Origin of the sequence: Terriglobus sp. 2YAB30_2 (genome assembly GCF_052114765.1) — a bacterium.
Taxonomy (GTDB): Bacteria; Acidobacteriota; Terriglobia; order Terriglobales; family Acidobacteriaceae; genus Terriglobus.
Genome location: NZ_JBFRFJ010000012.1, coordinates 36,956 through 56,792, shown reverse-complemented (window position 1 = coordinate 56,792; position 19,837 = coordinate 36,956). Strand labels below are relative to the sequence as shown.

Here is a 19,837-nt window from a genome sequence, read left to right as displayed (position 1 = left end):
GCCAACAAGCTTCTTGGAAAAAACGGAAATCTTTACAACACGAGATGGTTCGCCCATGGCCGCTCAAGACGGGAATAGGCCGTCGGACTGATGCCTGAGAACTCATAAAACTCATTCGCAAAGTGCGACTGATCGTAGTATCCGCACTCCAGCGCCAACTCTGCCCACGGTTGCTCTGTCCCCTGATGTAACTGCTGCACCGCCCGCTGAAACCGCAGGATCCGCAGAAACGACTTCGGAGACACACCGATCTCCTCGCGAAACAGATCGCGCACTCTGCGATCGCTGAGGCCCGTTGCCTTGCTCGCATCTGCCAACGAGCACGCCGTCGCATGCCGCCGGATCTCCAGCAACATGGAACGTACCGCCGGGTGCAGGGGTGCGGCTCCCAGCCTGCCGCGCAAGAACGATTCGAGCACGGCAAACTTCAACTCCGGACCGGAGACGTCCATCAGGCGCTCACGGAGGGTTGCGGCATCCTTACCGAGCAGCGATTCCAGATCCGTCTCTTGGCCGCAAAGCTGCGCCGCCGGCTCCGCGAAGAAACGCCGCTGCCCGCCGGGAGCAAAGACCACGCCGACCATCTCTTCGGTGTCCGCGAGGTCGATGGTCTGGTACCCATGCTGCAGCCCAACCAGAAGCGATGGGGCCTGCAGGAATCGCTCTCCGGAACGAAGAACTCCATGACAGTGCGCGTGCGCCAGGTTGATGACGATCTGCGTGTCACCATTCGGCAGGACGCGCTGCACGGTGCTCACCATGCCGGGTGTACGGACGTACCAGAGCGTCTTCACCCATCGCGCGAGCGGCGCCTTCGGCTTGTATTCGAGGTAGACCATTTTCCCTGTAGGTGTAATGAAGGATTCCACATCTATGGGCGTTTGCCGCAATGAAAACGCCGCTGCACGCGCTCTTCGGGGATACCCAGCAACAGGGAAAATGCCCTAGACCGCGCATCGCCTTTGCTGTGCCGTCATCAGAAGAATGCGACAATAGTATGTTGCGCCTCTGCGGCTTTCAGCCGCCAGTGGACCCTTGTTTATGGCAGATCTTTTACAGATTGAGAGCATTCAGCCCGCGGGCCGCGTGGTCGGTATCGACCTCGGTACAACGAACTCCCTCGTCGCCTTTATGGAAGGTGAAAAGCCGGTGGTCATTCCGGGCGAAGACGGATCGAACCTTGTCCCCTCGGTGGTTGCGTTCACCGGCGAAGGCGCGATCGTGGGCAATCCGGCGCGCGCCACCTTGCTGAGCCATCCGGGCAGCGCTGTCTACTCCGCCAAGCGCCTGATGGGGCGTGGTTTGGAAGATGTTCGGGATGAGTTAAAGCTCTTCCCTTTTCAGATCGCCTCCAAAGCCGGTGAAGTGTTGCGGCTCAAAGTTGGCGACCGCGAGATGACGCCACCGGAGATCTCCGCTCTGGTTCTGGGCCAGTTGAAGAGGAACGCCGAGCGCTTCTTTGGCCAGGCAGTCACCAAGGCTGTCATCACCGTTCCCGCGTACTTCAACGACGCGCAGCGGCAGGCCACCAAAGACGCCGGCCGCATCGCCGGCCTTGAGGTGCTGCGCCTGGTCAACGAACCCACGGCAGCCGCTCTGGCCTATGGCCTCGACCGCGCGAAGGAAGGCATTGTCGCCGTCTACGACCTCGGCGGCGGAACCTTCGACGTCTCCATCCTCAAACTGCACGAAGGCATCTTCGAGGTTATCTCCACCAACGGAGACACGCACCTCGGTGGTGACGATATCGACCACCTGCTGCTGGCGATTGCGCTCGATGAGATCGCCAACGAGATCGACCCCGCGCTCGCCGCCAATCCGCAGACCGTGCAGGCTGTACGCAAAGCTGTGATCGACGCCAAGATCGCTCTCTCCTCGGAACAGGAGACGCGGATTGACGCCGCCCTGCCCGGCGGCCGCAAGTACCAGCGCACGATCACACGCGACCAGTTTGAAAGCCTGATCGTCGATGTCATCGCGCGCACCGCTGGTCCGGTAAAGCAGGCCCTCAAAGACGCCGCTCTGCAACCGGATCAGATCAACGAAGTCGTCCTCGTCGGTGGTTCCACCCGCATTCCTGCAGTACGCGCTCTGGTAGACACGCTCTTTGGGCTGAGCGCTCGTGGCAGGAAGGCTCACACCGAGCTCAATCCCGATGAGGTCGTGGCTCTTGGCGCTGCCGTACAGGCCGACATCCTTGCCGGCGGCTCGGCCGCAACCGAAGACCTGCTGCTGCTTGACGTCACTCCGCTCTCGCTCGGCATTGAAGCGCTTGGCGGTGTCGTCGCTAAGATCATTCAGCGCAACTCCACCATTCCGGCAAGCGCGACCGAGCACTTCACCACCGGTGTCGACGGACAGACCAATGTCGCCATCCACGTGGTGCAGGGCGAGCGTGAGCTGGCGAAGGACTGCCGTTCCCTGGCCCGCTTCGACCTCAAGGGAATTCCTCCCATGACCGCCGGTATGCCGCGCATCGAGGTGAAGTTCCTTATCGACGCCAACGGCATTCTGCACGTCAGCGCTCGCGAACAGCGCAGCGGCAAAGAGGCGGAGATCGAGGTGAAGCCGACCTACGGCCTCACCGACGAGCAGGTGGAAGAGATGATTCTCTCGAGCTTCGACAATGCGGAAGCCGACCTCGCCGAACGCCAGTTGATCGAAGCAAGGAACGAAGCCGCCACGATCATCGACGCGGTCGAAAAGGGTAAGAAGCATTTTGCCTGGCAGCAGTTGAATGCCGACGAACTCGCCGCTATCAAGATCGCCGAAGTCGAACTCGACGCCTCGCTGAAGGGCGGAGACTACAAGATCATTCGCACGGCAATCGACGGCCTGGATAAAGCCACTCGGCGCTTCGCGGAGCTAATGATGGACTCCGCCGTTGCCGGAGCGCTCACGGGACAAACCATGGATGCCGCGGGTGAGAAAATGGGAGAGGGCCCCACAGCGCCGCACCCCTTCGCACCCGCACAGATCAGCGAAGCGAAGCCCGAAGAAAAGAAGGACTAAAAGATATGTCAGATACCACAAATCTTCCCGAGGTTGACCTCAGCAAGCCTCCCGCTGCTGACATGGTGCGCGTAACGTTTTTGCCCGAGGGCAAGACGGTGGAGTTCAAGTTCGGCACCATGCCCTACGATCACCACGGCAAGCCGATGAGCTTCCTGGATGTGGCTGAGAACTATCACATCTTTCTGGACCACGCCTGCGGAGGCTCCTGCGCCTGCACCACCTGCCATGTCTATGTGAAGGAAGGGGCGGCGGGTCTCTCTGAACCCGAGGATGATGAACTGGACCGCATCGACCAGGCTGCTGGGCCACAACTAAACTCCCGTCTTGGCTGTCAGGCCATCATTACGAAGCCTGGAAGTTATACGGTGGAGATCCCAAGCTGGAATCGAAACTACGTCAGCGAAGGCAAACCGCTGGCGCTGGCGAACGAAAAAAAGGACTGATATAGTGCTTTGGTTTTAGCACGGCAGATTACTTAAGGAACCTTATCCACCCCTTAAGCGGTGACTCCAAGTTAGGTACTCGTACCAAAACGGGAATGCTTCACAATCCACACAGGACGGCCCCTCCCCGGACCCTCTATTGTTCCTGACAATGGTGCCATGGTGCCGATGCCTCCTGTCAGCGAATTGTCATGGGGGGCGGATTTTTCGCTCCGAGCCATGGTCAGGGCGCTACCTGGTGTGCTCCTGCTATTCGACCGGAATGGTCTGATCCTCGCAGCCAGCGGTGGGGCAGAGGCTTTTTTTGACTATTCAGCTGATGAGCTGATCGGCAAAGAGATCGAAACGCTTCTTCCCGAATTTCGCAGACGCGGACACGCTGAAGCCGCGAAGAGCCATGCGGAGTTCACGGCCGTCTCCAGACACGGTACGGCGATTCCAGTGGAGGTGCGGCTAGGGATGCTAGACGGTGCTTCCGGTGATCCGTTCCTGGCCTCCATTACGGATCTCTCCGCACGTAAAGAGCTGGAAATCTCTTTGAAACACAGCCGGCTCGAGATGGAGCGGCTGCGGGATATGCTGGCGGAAAAATCCGTAAAGCTGGGTCACTCCGAAGAGAACCTTCGGAATAACCGCGAGAAGTTCCGCTACCTCTTCGAACGCAATCCGCTGCCGATGTGGCTCTACTCCCAGGAAACCTTGCGCTTTCTGGAAGTGAATGAGGCAGCGCTGAACCGCTACAACTACACCCGTGACGAGTTCCTGTCGATGACGATTCAGGACATCCGCCCTGAAGGAGAGATGGAACGGTTACGGAAGAACCTTGGATCCGTCGACCGTGAGAGTTACCAACGAAGCAGGAACTGGCGGCACCGGACGAAGGACGGCAAGCTGATCGAGGTCGATATCTTCAGCCATGCCGTGGTCTATGAAGGGACACCGGCACGCATGGTTGTGGCGCTGGATGTGACGGAACGCAATACGACCGAAGCGCAGTTGCGGCGATCTCAGAAGATGGATGCCATCGGCCAATTGACCGGCGGCATCGCCCATGACTTCAACAACCTGTTGATGATCATCCTGGGAAACCTGGAAGGCATCGCGGATGAGGCTGAGGACAATCACCGTATTCGGGAGATGGTAGAAGATGCACTCTCTTCCGTCGCCCGTGGAGCCGGTTTGACGCGGCGCATGCTCGCCTATGCCCGGCAGCAGTCTCTTGAAGCGAGAATCGTCGATCTTCGCTCACAAGTAAGCGAGATGGCCGATCTGTTGGCGCGCAGCCTGGGTGAAGAGATCCGGGTGGAACAGCGACTGCCCGACGATCTATGGAAGACGCTCGTTGATCCGAGTCAATTGGAGAGCGCCATCCTGAATCTGGTCGTCAATGCGCGCGATGCGATGCCGCACGGTGGAACGATCATCATCTCCGGTAGAAATCACACGATGGACGCAACAGAGGCTCTCGTCCATGAGCTGCCCGCCGGCGACTACATCGTGCTGGATGTAAAAGACACAGGGACAGGTATCTCGCGCGAAGATCTGGAACATGTTCTGGAACCGTTCTTCACCACCAAACCCGTGAACAAAGGCACAGGCCTGGGTCTCAGCATGGTGTACGGATTCGCAAAGCAGTCAGGCGGCCAACTAGGCATCACCAGCGAGCTGGGCAGTGGAACTGTCGTCAGCCTCTATCTGCCGCGCGTACATGAACAGGCAGAGACGACTGCCGCGGAACCACCCGCCTCAGGCCCGGTTCACTCCGGCCCCAGGAAGACCGTCCTCCTGGTAGAAGACGACTCGTCGATTCGCAAGATGCTCGAACGCCTGCTGAACCATATGGGCTATGAAGCATTTGCCGCAGAGGATGGCCCGAGCGCCATGGCTCTCTATGAGCAGCTTGGTGAGATCGATATGCTTATCTCCGACGTCGTGCTTCCGAACGGAATGAGCGGCGTCGAGATAGGCGCACAGATCACGGCGAAACAACCAGCCATACCTGTGATCTACATGTCCGGGTACACGCGCAATGAATTGAATCAGAGTGCTCTGAAAGACGAGAAGATCTTCCTGCTGCAGAAGCCGTTCCGCCGCGAAGATCTGACGCGCGCCATTCAGCTTGTTACAAGCTGTGCGACAAAACAAGCCTGAAGGACTAAGCGCCCACTGCACCCCTCTTCCGGGATACCCAGTAACAGGGAAAATGCTCTAGTCAACCTGGACAAGATCAGGAGGCGGCGCCGTTGGCGGCTGCCCTTTCCTGGACTCGCCGGGCGACCGCCCAGGCGTATTGGACAGCAGAGCAGGGAGCAATGATGGAGATAGCACGCAGCAGCAGATCGATCGGAGTCTGAAAGGGGAGCCACATCCACACCTGTTGCACCAAGATCAGAATGACCGTGACGATCTGAACAGCCGTATTCACCTTACCCAGCATGCTGGGAGGAAAGTCTCGGAGGGTATTGGTGACATACAACAAGGTGCAGACCAGCAGGATGCCGAGATCGCGGCTGAAGACCAGCACCGTCACATAGCGCGGTACCAGCCCCTCATGCGTCACTACCAGAAACAACGTGGAGAGCAGCAGCTTATCCGCGATGGGATCGAGGTACTGGCCCAGGGTGGTGCGCTGGGCCAGCTTGCGCGCCAGCATACCGTCGAGACCGTCGGAGATGCCGGCAGCCACAAAAAGGATGAAGGCGCCCGACCACTTGCCGTCGAAGATTTCGATCACCAGAAACGGCACCAGAAAGAGCCGCAACAGCGTGAGCAGATTGGGAGCCGTACGAAACTGTGCGAAGACGTTCAAAGTACTTAGCTGAATCTTAGCTGAAGCGCCCTCGTGTACCTGGGAAAGCATCGCGGCCATCCTACACCCCGCGCCCCCTTCGAGACTCAGTCGGGACATACTTTGGTACAATTGAGTGGTGGGCGTCTCCTGGATGTACTCTTGGATGCCTATCGACCTCGCAGGCGCGTAGCTCAGTTGGTTAGAGCGCTACCTTGACACGGTAGAGGTCAGCGGTTCGAATCCGCTCGTGCCTACCATCCTTTTCAAAACTTACGGGGTTTCCCCAGGATTCGCCACCGCTCCACCTCGCTTCAATAAGGAGCTAGGTGCTTGCATTCATTTGGGGTGACGTGTCAGTTCGCGGACGAGGGCACGGCCTTTTTCACAGAGAACGACGACTGCATATCATCAACATCGAGTGATAGGACTTCGTGTGTGCGCGGGTCCATATGAAAGCTAGAGCAGTTCTCCTAAGGGTGTAGAGCGAAGCGTTTGCAGTTTGCGCCGTTTTCCTTAGAAGAAAACGGCATTCGCAGATTTCTCCAACACCACAGTATTAGGAGAATTGCTCTAAGCTCTTCAGAAAGACCTTCCAGAAAGAACTGTGTCGCGGACCAGGGAATCATCTGCCGGGACCCAGGTTCGAATATTCCTACTCCGTTCGTAGGGCTTGCATTGGCTCAACGCTGGAAGCGCGGCGGGCAGGGACGGCGCTGGCTACGAGGGCGCTGCAGATGAGGACTCCGCAGGCGGCAAGGATGGTGCGGATGTCGTAGCCGTTGACTTGGTAGAGCTGTGACTGGAGAAGGCGTCCGGCGAGGAGGGCGGCAGGGATGCCAAGCAGGAGGCCGATAGCTATCTGGGTGGCGGCTCCGTGGAGGATGAGGCGGACGACGCTGGCGCGGTCGGCGCCGAGTGCCATACGCAGGCCAATCTCGGGGATGCGGCGGGCGACGCCGTAGGCGGTCACGCCATAGAGGCCGATGGAGGCGAGGATGAGCGCGACGGCACCGAAGATGGCGGTTAGGCGGACGACGAGGGTCTGGCCTGTGAAGTAGTTGCTGACCTGCTCGTCGTAGGTGACGAGGTAGGAGATGGCGATGTCAGGATTCACCTGTTGTATGGCGCGGCGTACGGCAGCGGTAGCAGCAGCGGCGTCACCGTCGTAGCGAACCACTATTCTCGAAGCGAAGTGCGCGAAATGCTCGTTCTTCGTATGTTGATCGCGAATTCCCTGGGGGGCGTTGAGGCTCTGGTAATCCGCGGTCTGCGAGAGAGGCATGAAGAACATGGGGCGTGTGGGTTGAGAGGGATCGCCGTACTTGGAGTCGTCGACGATACCGACGATCTCGTATTCGGTTGTCATGCGCGGATCGGGGCCGAAGAGACTCCCTATGGGATTTTTGCCCTTGAGAAATTTATCGACAAAGGTTCTGTTGACGACGGCGACGTGGCGGCTGGCCGATGTGTCTTCGTCAGTGAAGGTGCGTCCCTGAAGCACTCGGGTTCCCACGGCGTTGAAGAAACGCTGCGAGACGAAGGAAAAGCTGGCGAGCATCCTGGCGCCGGGATCCCCACCGTCGAGGGCTATGGCGGTGTTCCAGTTGTTGTAGGACATGGGGCTGTAGGTGGCCCATGCAGCGTCATGCAGGTTGTGGGCATCGGCGAATGACTGGTCGAACTGACGGTAGAGGTTGTCGAGCTGGTCGTAACGTATGCCTGCGGCCTGAAGGTCGACGAAGGCGATGAGGCGACCATGGGTCTCAAAGCGGAGGTCCTGATGCTGAAGCCGCTGCAGGCTAAGGATGAGAAGGCCGGAGGTGCTGAGAAGAGCGACAGAGAGCGCCGCCTGAACAATGACGAGAGCGCGCTGTAGTCCACTGATGTTGCCAGTGGTGCGATTGGCTCCGTGCAGAGCTTCGGCAGGGTTGAGGCGCGAGGCCATAAGGGCGGGGGCGATGCCAAAGATGATTCCGGTAAGTGCGGAGACGCCGAGGGTGAAGAGGAGAACAGGCAGAGAGGGTGATGCGTTGAGCGGATCGACGGTGACGCCTTTCATTACGATGGCGAGGATGGCTTTGACTCCGGCGTAGGCGACGAAGAGTCCGAGAGCGCCGCCGAAGACAGCGAGGGTGATGGACTCGACGAGCATTTCGCGGACGAGGCGCGAGCGGGAGGCACCGAGGGCGCTGCGGACGCTGAGTTCCTGACGGCGGGCGACGCCGCGGACGAGCATGAGATTCGCAAGATTGGCGCAGGCGATGACGAGGACGAAGGCGGCGATGAGTTGCAGCATGGTGAGACTCTTCTCGTACTCGTCACGTAGGTTGTTGATGCCGCTGGCTGCGGGTGCGAGTTCGGTGGTCTGTTTTGCGATCTCGGTTTCGGGGTCGTTTGAAGCGGGGTCGCGGTGTGCGCGAATCCAGTGGAGAAGCTCTACGCGTATGGCGTTCTCGGCGGGAGCGACGTTCTTTGGATTGGTGATGCGCGCGATAAGATCGAGCCAATGATCGTTCGGCTGGCGAAGGAGCTGACGGGTCGGGTTGAACTCAGGTTCCAGGCTGAGCGCCAACCATACCCCCGCGGGGTCGCCGTCGTTGCGCTCGCCGAGGAAGTTTTCGGCGGTGATGCCGACGATGGTGACAGGATGACCGCTGAGCATGACGCTGGAGCCGACGAGAGTGGGGTCGCTCGAGAACTTCGATTGCCAAATGGCGTGGCTGATGACGCCGACGGGCGCCGCGCCTTCGCGATCGTCTTCGGGTGTGAGCAGGCGACCGGCGAAGGGCTTTACTCCCATAACGGTGTAGTAGTTTCCGGAGACGAAGCGAACCTCGAGGACCTGACCGGTGGAGTCACCTTTGCGACGGGAGCTGACGGTGACGGAGCCGGCCTGAACGGCGGCGAGGCCATTGAGCCCCGGAGTCTCATCGCGCAGGGTGCGGTAGAGGTCATAAGAGAAGAGACGCCAATGCCCCTGCTGGCTTCCGTCGACGCAGCACTCGATCTCTTTTCCGACCTTGTAGAGCTGCTCGGGGTGCTCGACGGGCATGGAGCGAAGGATGACCTGGTAGGTGAGGGTGAAGATGGCGGTGGTGGCTCCGATGCCGAGGGCAAGGGTGGCGAGCGCGGTGAGAGTAAAGCCGGGTGCGCGGCGTAGCCGGCGAAGTCCGTGGCGCAGGTCCTGAAGGATCGTTTCCATCGTGGTCTCTTTCTCCCCGTCGCAATCGAATACGGCACGAAGAGTGCCGCAGTTTCAGGATGAGCAAATAGAAGACCATTGGAATGGTTCGGATGGAATGGAATATCAGCGATTTATGCGGTGTTGGCGAAAGAATGAGCGCTGTAATCGTCCGATTCCGTAAACTGACGTCCGGTATTGGACAGGGAGGAAGACGTGAGGGGTTTTCGTTCGATACGAGATTCCGCGCCGCTCCACCTCGCTCCGATAAGGAACTAAGTACTTATCAGCAGCCGGCTACTTTGGAACTGCCGGCCCATCTTCCTGTGGTACTTCAGCTCCTTCGCCAGGAAACGGCCATGCGCGATTGATGGGCTGCATATCCTCTCGTGCGGCCTTCTTTATCTCGTTCACTTTAAGATTCTCAAAGACATGAACGCCCAGCTTTCCGGCTGTCGCCAGGTCAAGATCGCCGTCCTGATCGAAGTCCGCCGTAACGATCTGCGTGCCGATTGTAGCCGTACCATTGACAGAGAGAGCGATGCGATTGAATACAGGATCAGCGGCTGGATCTGAAATGGTCATTGTCGGGTCTGCCGTGTTCGTACCGGTGTGAGTCTTCGCTGCCGCAAGCTCTGTTGCAACAGGCAGCCGATAGGCATACACCACCGTCGGATCGTACGCGCCTGCATCCCCGCCCGAATGTGCACGATAGCGTTTGCCGGTGACAAGTTGCAGGCTGCCGTCGCCATTGAGATCCACCAGCGCCAAGGCGTGCGATTGCGAGAAAGAGTCGTCAATCGTGTGGCGAATCCACTGTGGATGTTCGTGTGTGCCGGCCTGGTCGAGCCAGTAGAGACCGTAGCCATGTCCCTGTCCGTAGATGAGATCCATCTTGCCGTCGTGGTTCACGTCGTAGGCAAGTATGGGAAAGCCTGTTTCACCGAGAGTCCAATCAGGATGCCACTGCCATTTGTCCGCATCCGCGTTGATTTGCTGGAACCACCCGTGCGTCGTGAGAATGTCAGCTTTACCGTCTCCATCGATGTCGGCGATGCCGATGCCATGTCCATCCTGCTCGCTGTCGCCGAGGTGGTGCACCTTCGGCCTGTTGGTAGCGAAGTCTATCCAAATGACACCGGCTCGGTTGTAGTGAGCTAACGCAAGATCCGGCCTGCCATCCCCAGTAATATCGGCGAAAACTCCGCCCTCTGTGTCAAAGCTATCCGTGATCTTTTCGCCTTTCCATTGTTCGCCGAGCACTGTGGCTTGCGGACCTGGATTGCGGAACCACCAAACGCCATTTGAGATCCATCCAGCAGTCACCAGGTCAGGCAGGCCGTCGTGATCAACATCAATGACCCACTCACCGCAATCTGAGACGAACTCGTTGTGAATCCCGACAGTGCGGAACTGGTGCTGCTTCCATTCACCGCCTTGCCTTCCTGGGTTTCCGTACCAGTAAGCGCCGCTCAGCAGATCGACAAAGCCGTCACCGTTCATATCGATCATCGAGATCCCTTCGGCATGGTCAGCGCCTAGGCGATGCGTGAGAAAAGCAATCCGCGGCTTCCCGTCGGGATCATGCCCTGGCTGTGTGCGCTTTGCGGGCGCGTGAGCCGGATCTTGTGCATGCGCGGGCGCTACAAGCAGAAACAGCGCAGAGACCAAAGCAACAGTGCATTTCGAGGCGGTCGTCATATTTGGCTCCCCGTGCAAAATCGTGGAACGCGGATAGTCCTTCAAAAGATGTAAAGCAATGAAGCATTTCCTGCAGATTTATGGAACGTTGCTATCGCAATGATCGCGTGCTGAGCCGTCTTTTGTATCCCACATCTCCGGGAACTTCCATCCCGGTGAGATTGCCACGTGCCCTACGATCTATATCAGCGTTTGTGAGGAGTTACCTCCGGTTGCTTCTGACTTGTCAGTTTCTGTTAAAAAAATGCAAAGGGACAAATTCGTAAGAGCGGCTCCACAACGCAACATCGGTGGTCCTCAAAGGCAAATCTTAATCAACGCAATTGTATTGGGTCGACGGTCCCGCACCAATTCGCAGACAGCGATGTTGCCGAAGTTAGCAGCATTACCAGTACGTAGCGAAGTGAATGATGCACAGGAGTAAGTTCCTTTCTGTGACGCCGAATTCATAAAGACGTTGAATTCATAATTAGTGATCTATGCGAAGTGCGGGGGGACCAGCAATGGTCGCCCCCGTCGTGGCCTGTTCAAACCCGGATCGGTAACGATCAAGTCGGCCCTTGACCAACATTCCCATAGATGGGTAGACCGCCTTCAAATCCAACACGAACGCGAGGGCGGTCTACTGTGCACTCGGGAGGGACGGCGGTAGGCCGAATGTGGGCAGGACAGTTTCTTCGAAGCGGATAATGGCGCTGACTCGGTCACCGGCGAGAGTGAGGACTAAGAGGCCGCTTCCGTTGATGCCGGCGGCTGTGTGTCGATAAACGAATGCCGGCCCACCGTTGGCTCGCGTCGGTAACAACTGGAATCTCTGTTCCGAGCCGAAAACGAATGCGAAGAAGCGGGTCACGCTGTTTAGGCCTTGGTATTCCAGCGGGATCGGTGGCATCGAGAGGAAAACGTCGTCGGTCAACAAAGCCACCAACGCGTTGATGTCGGCAGCTTCGAAGGCGATGACAAACTTCGCTACAATCGCGTCCTCTGCAGGTGAGTCCCTACTAGGGGGCGGTGCTACGTCGGCAGGCACCGGTAGTCGGCGCTGCATTCCTGCACGCGCGCGCTTGAGAGTGCTTTTAACCGATTCGACGGTGGTGTCCAACATCTCGGCTACTTCGTTCGCGTGGAATCCGAGGACGTCGCGCAGGATGAGGACTGCGAGTTGGCGAGGCGGCAAGACCTGCAGGGCGGTCACAAAGGCCAGAGAAATGGATTCGGTTTGTTCGTAGCGCGCCTCCGGACCGAGCGGCACACTGATCGCACCGTCCAGAAGGGCGTCGGGATAGGGCTCGAGCCAGTGGATTTCGCCGAGTCGAGTGGGTTCCGGTGGTCTGATCCCCGGGATGTCCCACTGCTTTGCAGGACGCCGGCGAGCAGAGCGCAACGCATCGAGGCATCGATTGGTGGCGATGCGATAGAGCCAGGTGCGAAGTGAGGCGCGCCCGTCGAATCCTTCGAGGCCTCGCCACGCGCCGAGCATCGTATCTTGGACAGCGTCCTCGGCATCCTGAAACGATCCGAGCATCCGGTAGCAGTGTACGTGTAGCTCGCGACGGTGTGGCTCGGTCAGCGCTCGGAATGCCTCGCCGTCGCCGGCCTGCGCCCTCGATATCAGGTCAGTTCTTGCCAGCTCCACTCTTGCCACCTCATCTCTTGTGTGCAGCTCCAAACTATATAGACGCCGGGCAGGACGTGAACTGGGCGGTCGCGGAGCGCCTCCTTTTCAGATGCCGCGGCGTCTAGACCAGTGATAGCCGACAACTCTCAAAGGAGAACGGAAATGGGAAAGATCGTCATCAGCACAAATGCAACGCTCGATGGAGTGGTGCAAGATCCGGACGGCCAGGAAGGCTTCGAGCAAGGCGGCTGGTTCCACCAGTTCGTGGGGGGCAAGGACCTCGAAGGCTGGGTCGCCAACGAGACGGAGGAAGCGCTGGGTGCCGACGCGCTACTGCTGGGCAGGCGGAGCTTTGAGTGGTTCGCATCCCGGATGCTATCGGGCGAGGGCGCAGATGTTCGCGTAAGCCGCAAGTGGGCGGACAGAATGAACAGCATCCCCAAGTACGTCGTGTCGATGACTCTCGAGCATCCTCAGTGGAGCAACTCTACGGTCCTCAACGGAGATGCGGTAAAGAATATTTCGGAGCTGAAGCGGAAAGTGGACGGGGAAATCGTGGTCTATGGGAGCTATCAGCTCGTGCGCACCCTGATTGAACAGGACCTGGCCGATGAACTCCGGCTGATTGTTTTCCCGGTCATGCTGGGAACCGGCCTGCGTATCTTCGACGAGACTAACAAGAAGAAGCCGCTGCATCTGCTCAACACACGAAAGATCGGTGACGGCCTGCTCTCCTACACTTACGAATTCGTGCAAGGCTAGGCATTTTCCCTGTAGGTGTAGTGTAGGGCCTCGGCATCTATGGGCGTTTTCCGCAATGAAAACGCCGCTGCATACCCTTTTCGGGATACCCAGCAACAGGGAAAGTGCTCTAACGTCCGTAGTTGGCAAAACCCTTTCGTATGGAGGTTCGAAGTGGCAACATCGGGATCGCAAGGCAACAACAAACTGTGGCCTTCTCCAAGGGCTCTATTTCGCGTCAGCTCAATCCTGATGGTTGGATTGATGATCGGTCATATGTCAGCTTTTCCTTGGATATCGATTAAGTCCCCGCAGGAGTCGCAACTAAGAACCTTGATGACATCTCTCCCATTCGTGTTCATGGGTGAACGCTCAACTTACTGGAATCTTTATTTTGGATGGGGCATCTTAGTTGGCGTTCTGCTCCTTGCATTAGCAGGCATTCTCTGGATATTGTCGGATGTCAGCACGTTCAGGCCGCGGAGCACAGGTGCCGTTTCCGCGGTCATTTCCACTACGAGCCTGGTCGGCGCCTGCCTCTCCTTTCGCTTTTTCTATATTCCGCCCGGCATTTTGTTCTCGATAATCTGCGCGACTCTATTGGTGGCGACCTTGGAATTGCTGAATAGACGAAGCGAATGAAGCCTATTCATACGTCTACCTTTCATGTGCAACACAAATCTGTTTTGGATCGCCTTTATGCGAGATTCTCCGAGACGAATATCCCTTGATCGAGCCAATGACGGCTGGAGATGAAGCAAATGTCGCGGAGCGAAGATTTAACTGACGGACGGGATGATAACTACAAGCAATTGATGTGCGAGTTTTGGGAAGCCGCTCTCCAGAGGGCAAAACGTGTCGCCGAGGGTATTGCGTCCCGGCACCCAGGCGGCAATGGCCAAGCTTGGCGGAAGGCTGAATATTAGAGGTCAGCGGGTCGAATTCGCTCGTGCCTATCCCTTTCAACTCGCGGTTGTCGATGGGCGCATGGGCGATTTTTCGTTAACTGACTCGTGGATTGCGCGCGAACGAGTGTTGCATCAAGTGAGCGGCTGGCGACAAGGTCTTTTCTGCGCCAGCCCCTCGAACAGCGCTTATGCGGGAACAGCTATCGCCGCTCTTCTGGCCTTTTCAACCTGCACCTTGGCCATGATTTCATTCATATACACCCGGGCGTCGCCTCTTGTCTTAAGTCCCTGAAACCTCGCCGCCGCAGCCGCTCTTTCCTGGGGGGTTGCGGCTAAGTGGACGTCCTCTTTGAAGAGTATGCCGAGGAAACCCATCAAATTGCTCCGGTCAGGTATGGGTTCCAGGTCTAGCGCGGCCTGTTCCTCTGCCGTGAGGAGAGGACGCTTTTCAGGCCGAGGGGCGGGAGGTTTCAGCTTCACTGGACAATCCGTTCGTAGCACATTTGCCGTTTGCACGCCCTGAATCACATTGGCTGCGGCATCTCGACCAGTAAGAGGAGACAAGCCAAATAACCACTCCAGCGTCTTCAGAACCGAGGAGTGATCGTAAACGGTGTGATCGACATTACTCGCCAGCAATGGCGAAACAATGACCGCCGGTACGCGAACTCCGTATTGGCCAAAGGTGAAGCCGCTTTCGTTGTACTTGCTCGATTGGTCTTCCTTACTCGGAGGTACCGCCTGGCCGGGGGGCCAGTGATCGTAAAAGCCTCCATGCTCGTCGTAGGTAATGATCAGCAGACTCGAACTCCAAAGCGGAGAACTGCGGAGGGTCTCATAGACCTTGAGAATCAAGGCTTCTCCATTGGCAACGCTATCCATCGGGTGCTGCGAGGATCCGTTCTCGTAAGTTCCATTTAAAGCGTCACCGTAGTTCGGTTCAATGAACGTGTATTGGTATGGATAATCGCTCGACGTTACATCTGATTCGAAAGTCTCAAGATCGTTGACATCCGCCACGTAGATACCTTCGATCGCCGCTACCAGTGGAACCCTTCCCCCGATGGGTCCGTTTGTGTCGTGGTACAGGCCCCAGGTGATACCTTTCGCCGTCATCTCATCGAAGATCGAACCATTGGAAAACTTGAAACCGTTACTGAAGTCCTTAAACACCCAGTCAAATATTTCCCCGCCGCTGGGGGTATGGTCGAGGCCACTGGATGACGCTGCATGCAGGAAAAAACGATTCGGCCAGGTTGGACCGGGAAGGGAGGAGAACCACTGATCGCAAACCACATACTCTGTAGCCAGCTGATACAGCGCCGGCAACTGGTCCTTCGTATCGAAGCACTTCATAATGTCGCAAATGTCAGCGGCTGGAGCAACTGGCCCCTCCGTTGTCGTGGTTGCGTAGTTGGCTACGAATCCCGAATTGTAGATTGTCGGATACGCTTGTCCGGACACATAAGTGGAGCCTGGGCCGGCGAGTTGCTCGAGCACATCATCAAACTCGTGCCCAGGATCGGTCGGCATGTTCAACGGCGGATTGCCCTGAACGTTATACGGGGTGCCATTGTAGGAATTGGAATCGCTGGTTGTGGCTGCGTAAATTCCTGGAATACCCGACAGAGCCAGCATGTTGTCAAACGAATGATTTTCCAGCATCAAAACAAAAACGTTCTGGATTGCAGAAACGGGCCGAGTGTCTTTGAATTGGAGATCGAAGCTGTCATGGCTGCCTGACAGTTCATACGTGTAGACCAGGTTGTTAATGGAGCACTCCAGCCGTGGCGTATCCAAACTGAAGATCGCGCTACCGCCAATCCACCAGTTGTTCCTCGCCGCAGCGTGCCCTTGCCCGAGATAAACGGTTACCGCTGCGCCAATGGAAAATTGAATGACCACGGCAAACATAAAGTTCAGCTCTTCGGGCGTCTCGCCGCCTCCAAAGGGGGCATACTCCTTCGCGCTATCGTTGCCGCAATTGGAATTAAATGCGTCTGCAACCGGCGTGGATTTTTCGCGGCCAGCCTCCAGCGTGATGGTAAACGTACCGTCCGAAAAACTAATGGTCGGTGGAGTTTGAGAGGGCTGCCCGTCAGTGATGACCAGCGACCCGGATACATAACTGATGCTGCTGATTGCATTCGATAGATCGTTAATGGTGACGACATTGGAGCGCGTCTTGGCGAGAGACGAGTCTGCGGTGTTATCGGGAGTAGACACGGTATTTATCCTTTCGGGTACGGAGGGCATAGAGGCCCCTCCTGCAGCGTCCTACCGCCACAAGGCAGAAAACGCAGGTCTTCAATCAGGCGTGGATAACCGTGTTTCCAGAGTCTGCGCCGTTATCTATCCTGATCAACGGACTATGGCGCGCTTCATCCGTGACAAAGATGGAGCGGCCACAGGGCTACGAGTACATCCGTGCATATCTGGGAAAGGAAAGGCAGGAAAGGAGCTTCTTCACCGGGCTGGTCGTCATGTAAGCCAGCAGTAACCTTTGCTCCGGCATAGGAATATTGACTGCGACCGCTCTGGATGTCAAGAAGAGAGCTGAGAAGAAGATAGTTCCCAACTGGCGACTTCAGGGCTTAGGGGGTGTCATCTGAGAGGGTGCCGAATTTGCTCCCATGCTGTCCGCCGCAAACATGCTCACGGGGCGGTACACTTGCAAGTGAGGTTATCCATGAGTGCCGCCGATTTAACACTTCAATGTAGCGAGTGCGGGCAGGAATTTGTATTTACCGCAACGGAACAGCAGTTCTTTCAGGAGCGTGGTTACTCTTCGCCCAAGCGCTGTAAACCTTGCCGCCAAGCGAAGCAAAGCGCAGGGTCGTATGGCCAGCAAGATAGTGGACACACGGCCGGTTACAGCTCCGGCATGGGCACCGGAACAACGGTCGTTTGCGCCAGCTGCGGACAAACCACCACCGTTCCGTTTGAGCCGCGCGGCGATCGGCCGGTTTACTGTAAGAGCTGCTACAAGCCAAAGCAGGGTGGTGGGGGTGGGGGTGGACGAGGCCGTGGCCCCAGCGGAGGAAATCGCGACCGGGATCGCCGCCGCTACTGATCTCCCTTTCGCCCCCGTTCTCCTGGAAGACAGATCTGTCTTCCAGGAGAACGGGGGCGCCCTCAATTGTTGCGAACAGGGCGTACCGTAAATCCATAGACGCGTCCTCCCAGGTCCTGAGAGCGGGGACTTCATGACCATCCTCAACCGTTTAGAGCATTGGAAGGAGCAAGGCGCGATATCACCGGAGCAGCACGCCCATTTGACGAGCCTCTCCCGTGCAGAACCCTTCTCCCTTTTTCTTGAGCTGAACGTTTTCCTCTATGCCGGCGTGCTGGCGTTCGTTGCCGGACTTGGCTGGACTGTCACCACCTGGTCGCAACAACTCGGTGGCGTCCTCGTCCTGACCATTCTCTTCACCATCCTCGCCGCCTGTTTTTGGTACTGCTTTTCGCGCGCATCCGCCTGGTCCCCCACAGAAACTCCTGCACCGAGCCTGGTCTTCGACTACCTGCTTTACCTCGGCAGCCTCGTCTGGTGCGTAGAACTCGCTTATCTGGAGAACCGCTTCCACGTGCTCGCCGGACAATGGGACCTCTACCTCCTGGCGACCGCGGGCTTCTTTTTCTTCCTCGCTTATCGTTTCGACAATCGCTTCGTGCTGTCGCTCGCTTTGTCCTCACTCGCTGGATGGTTCGGACTCACCGTATCGCACTGGCCGTCCCATCAGGACACGGCGTCTCGCCAATATGCCCTTCTCTACTGCCTGGTGGTCGGCGTCTGCGGGACTCTTCTTCAGTACCGCGGTCTGAAGCCGCATTTTTTCGGCACTTATCTGAACATCGTGGCCAACGTTCTCTTTTGGGCATTGCTCTCCGGCGTGTTCAATCGACAAGCCTACGGCCTATGGTTTCTCGCTCTGCTTATCGCCTGTGGCGCATCTCTTGCATGGGGCCTGACGCGCCGGCAGTTTGCGTTCGTCGCTTATGCCGCCGTCTACGGCTACGTTGGAGTTAGCTCAATCCTCATCCGCGGCGTCACTGACGAAACCTTTGTCCTGAGCTATTTCGTCATTACCGCAATCGCAATGCTCGTGGTGCTCGTCCAGATCGCGCGCCGCTTCGGGAGACCGGCGTGAGACTTTACACTGCATCCAGCGAAGAGATTCTGCGCGCCCGCAAACTCCTGACGGACTGGGCCGGCGAGGGCTTCCTCACCAAGGCGCAGTACCAGCATCTGGAGCAGGAAACGGTCTCTGAACTGCGCACCACCAACATTTTTCTACGTCTGATCTTGTTTCTCTTTACCCTGATCACCGTGGCCACCGCCGCCGCGCTGTTCTTCGTCGTTTTTCTTTCGCGACCGTCGGAGCAAACCACTGGCATTTTCTTGCTGATCTTCGCAGGGGTCTGCTATGCGGCGGCCGAGGTTGCCGTCTCCAAAACCCGTTTGTATCGTTACGGGATCGAGGAAGCCCTCGCCGTCTGCTCGGTTGGTTTTCTCTGCGCGGGAATGCAGGCCGCTCTTTTCAGCGGCAGCCATTATTCGCCAAAGCCGTTGGGAGCCCAGTTTGTGGTTCCCGCCGCCGGCGCCGTCTTTTCGCTCTGGATCTGGCGCCGCTTCGGGCTCTCGTATGCATTTCTCGCCGCAATGATCTTCGCCCTCTTTGTGCCAGGCTACTGGACCTCGTCTCACTCAGCGCAGCACGTGATCGTCGCCGGGTTCTATGCAGCCGGGCTGATAGGTATAACGGCAATACGCTCCCGTCACCGCTACGATTACCTCGAGGATGCTTATTCGCTCGTGGAAGCGTTCCTCTGGCTCGGCATCTACCTGGCCATCAACCTCAAGCTTTCGTCGTTGAACCTGTCCGCGCATTGGTGGGGCGGCAGCACACGGGCTGCCGCTGAATTCGCGAGGCCTTTCTACTGGACCACGTGGGTGCTGATCTGGTGCCTGCCGCCCGTCGTACTCGCGCGCGGCGTTCGCCATAAGGACCGCTTCGTCATCGCGGTGGGTGCGATTGCTGCCATCCTGACCTTCGTCTCCAATAAACCTTATCTCGGCTGGCAGAGGCATACTTGGGACCCGATGCTTCTGGGCATATTGTTGAGCGGTGTCGCGTTGTTCCTTCGACGCTGGCTTGCCAGTGGCCCGGGCGGAATTCGCCACGGCTTTACCGCCGCGCGCCTATCGGGAAAGGACAAACACTGGATGAACGCAGGCTCCGCCGTATTGGGCCTGGTATCCCCCCACTCAATAACGCCAAGCCCGCAAACAAGCAGTCCAGAGTTCCGGTTCGGTGGAGGAGCTTCGGGAGGCGGAGGCGCCGGGGGCGATTTTTAAAGTCGACTCAACTGCCGATTTCCCCGGGTGACGGGCAATCCGGAAGTTGAGGGTCAGTTGGCGAGGACAGGGCAATGCAC

General features: G+C 57.7%; 14 protein-coding genes and 1 tRNA gene. 9 read left to right on the top strand and 6 right to left on the bottom strand.

Annotation, left to right across the window (positions count from 1 at the left end):
• Nucleotides 1-32: 32 nt before the first annotated feature.
• Nucleotides 33-839 carry a helix-turn-helix domain-containing protein gene (locus tag AB4Y89_RS17435; RefSeq protein WP_442302214.1) on the bottom strand — a complete coding sequence of 269 codons (807 nt, stop codon included), beginning with the start codon at nt 837-839 and terminating at the stop codon, nt 33-35.
• Between the two features lie 202 nt (nt 840-1,041).
• Here AB4Y89_RS17435 and hscA point away from each other — a divergent pair, with 202 nt between their 5' ends.
• The 3 genes from hscA to AB4Y89_RS17420 all read left to right on the top strand — a co-directional run bounded on the left by hscA (nt 1,042) and on the right by AB4Y89_RS17420 (nt 5,609).
• Entirely contained in the window at nt 1,042-3,012 is a 1,971-nt protein-coding gene (gene hscA, locus AB4Y89_RS17430; protein ID WP_442302213.1) for a Fe-S protein assembly chaperone HscA, read from the top strand.
• Nucleotides 3,013-3,017: 5 nt separating this feature from the next.
• Entirely contained in the window at nt 3,018-3,458 is a 441-nt protein-coding gene (locus AB4Y89_RS17425) for a 2Fe-2S iron-sulfur cluster-binding protein (protein WP_442302212.1), read from the top strand.
• Nucleotides 3,459-3,677: 219 nt separating this feature from the next.
• Nucleotides 3,678-5,609, top strand: a complete 1,932-nt coding sequence (locus AB4Y89_RS17420; protein WP_442302211.1) for a PAS domain S-box protein — start codon at nt 3,678-3,680, stop codon at nt 5,607-5,609.
• 76 nt (nt 5,610-5,685) lie between these two features.
• Here the strand turns inward: AB4Y89_RS17420 and AB4Y89_RS17415 are convergent, their stop codons facing one another.
• A complete protein-coding gene (locus tag AB4Y89_RS17415; protein WP_442302210.1) occupies nt 5,686-6,318 on the bottom strand; it encodes a CDP-alcohol phosphatidyltransferase family protein in 633 nt (210 codons plus the stop codon).
• A 111-nt stretch (nt 6,319-6,429) separates the two neighbouring features.
• Between AB4Y89_RS17415 and AB4Y89_RS17410 the strand changes: the two genes are divergently transcribed.
• Nucleotides 6,430-6,506, top strand: a tRNA-Val gene (locus AB4Y89_RS17410).
• A gap of 395 nt (nt 6,507-6,901) precedes the next feature.
• On the opposite strand, the gene AB4Y89_RS17405 is transcribed toward AB4Y89_RS17410, so the two are convergent.
• The 3 genes from AB4Y89_RS17405 to AB4Y89_RS17395 all read right to left on the bottom strand — a co-directional run bounded on the left by AB4Y89_RS17405 (nt 6,902) and on the right by AB4Y89_RS17395 (nt 12,776).
• A complete protein-coding gene (locus AB4Y89_RS17405; RefSeq protein WP_442302209.1) occupies nt 6,902-9,451 on the bottom strand; it encodes an ABC transporter permease in 2,550 nt (849 codons plus the stop codon).
• Between the two features lie 276 nt (nt 9,452-9,727).
• Nucleotides 9,728-11,131, bottom strand: a complete 1,404-nt coding sequence (locus AB4Y89_RS17400) for an FG-GAP repeat domain-containing protein (RefSeq protein WP_442302208.1) — start codon at nt 11,129-11,131, stop codon at nt 9,728-9,730.
• A gap of 622 nt (nt 11,132-11,753) precedes the next feature.
• Nucleotides 11,754-12,776, bottom strand: a complete 1,023-nt coding sequence (locus AB4Y89_RS17395; RefSeq protein ID WP_442302207.1) for a sigma-70 family RNA polymerase sigma factor — start codon at nt 12,774-12,776, stop codon at nt 11,754-11,756.
• Between the two features lie 135 nt (nt 12,777-12,911).
• Here AB4Y89_RS17395 and AB4Y89_RS17390 point away from each other — a divergent pair, with 135 nt between their 5' ends.
• Together AB4Y89_RS17390 and AB4Y89_RS17385 are read left to right on the top strand one after the other, a co-directional pair.
• Nucleotides 12,912-13,511 carry a dihydrofolate reductase family protein gene (locus tag AB4Y89_RS17390; protein WP_442302206.1) on the top strand — a complete coding sequence of 200 codons (600 nt, stop codon included), beginning with the start codon at nt 12,912-12,914 and terminating at the stop codon, nt 13,509-13,511.
• 153 nt (nt 13,512-13,664) lie between these two features.
• Nucleotides 13,665-14,132, top strand: coding sequence for an LIC_13387 family protein (locus tag AB4Y89_RS17385; protein WP_442302205.1), 468 nt, complete (start codon nt 13,665-13,667; stop codon nt 14,130-14,132).
• A 452-nt stretch (nt 14,133-14,584) separates the two neighbouring features.
• Here AB4Y89_RS17385 and AB4Y89_RS17380 read toward each other — a convergent pair whose 3' ends face one another.
• Nucleotides 14,585-16,624: an alkaline phosphatase family protein gene (locus AB4Y89_RS17380; protein WP_442302204.1), complete on the bottom strand. Its 2,040-nt coding sequence runs from the start codon at nt 16,622-16,624 to the stop codon at nt 14,585-14,587.
• 463 nt (nt 16,625-17,087) lie between these two features.
• Here AB4Y89_RS17380 and AB4Y89_RS17375 point away from each other — a divergent pair, with 463 nt between their 5' ends.
• From AB4Y89_RS17375 to AB4Y89_RS17365, 3 genes are all read left to right on the top strand, one after another.
• Complete coding sequence (locus AB4Y89_RS17375; protein WP_442302203.1) at nt 17,088-17,471, top strand: zinc-ribbon domain containing protein; 384 nt, start codon at nt 17,088-17,090, stop codon at nt 17,469-17,471.
• Nucleotides 17,472-17,604: 133 nt separating this feature from the next.
• A complete protein-coding gene (locus AB4Y89_RS17370; RefSeq protein WP_442302202.1) occupies nt 17,605-18,549 on the top strand; it encodes a DUF2157 domain-containing protein in 945 nt (314 codons plus the stop codon).
• Entirely contained in the window at nt 18,546-19,757 is a 1,212-nt protein-coding gene (locus tag AB4Y89_RS17365; protein ID WP_442302201.1) for a hypothetical protein, read from the top strand. The genes AB4Y89_RS17370 and AB4Y89_RS17365 overlap by 4 nt, the downstream gene beginning before the upstream one ends.
• Nucleotides 19,758-19,837 lie beyond the last annotated feature (80 nt).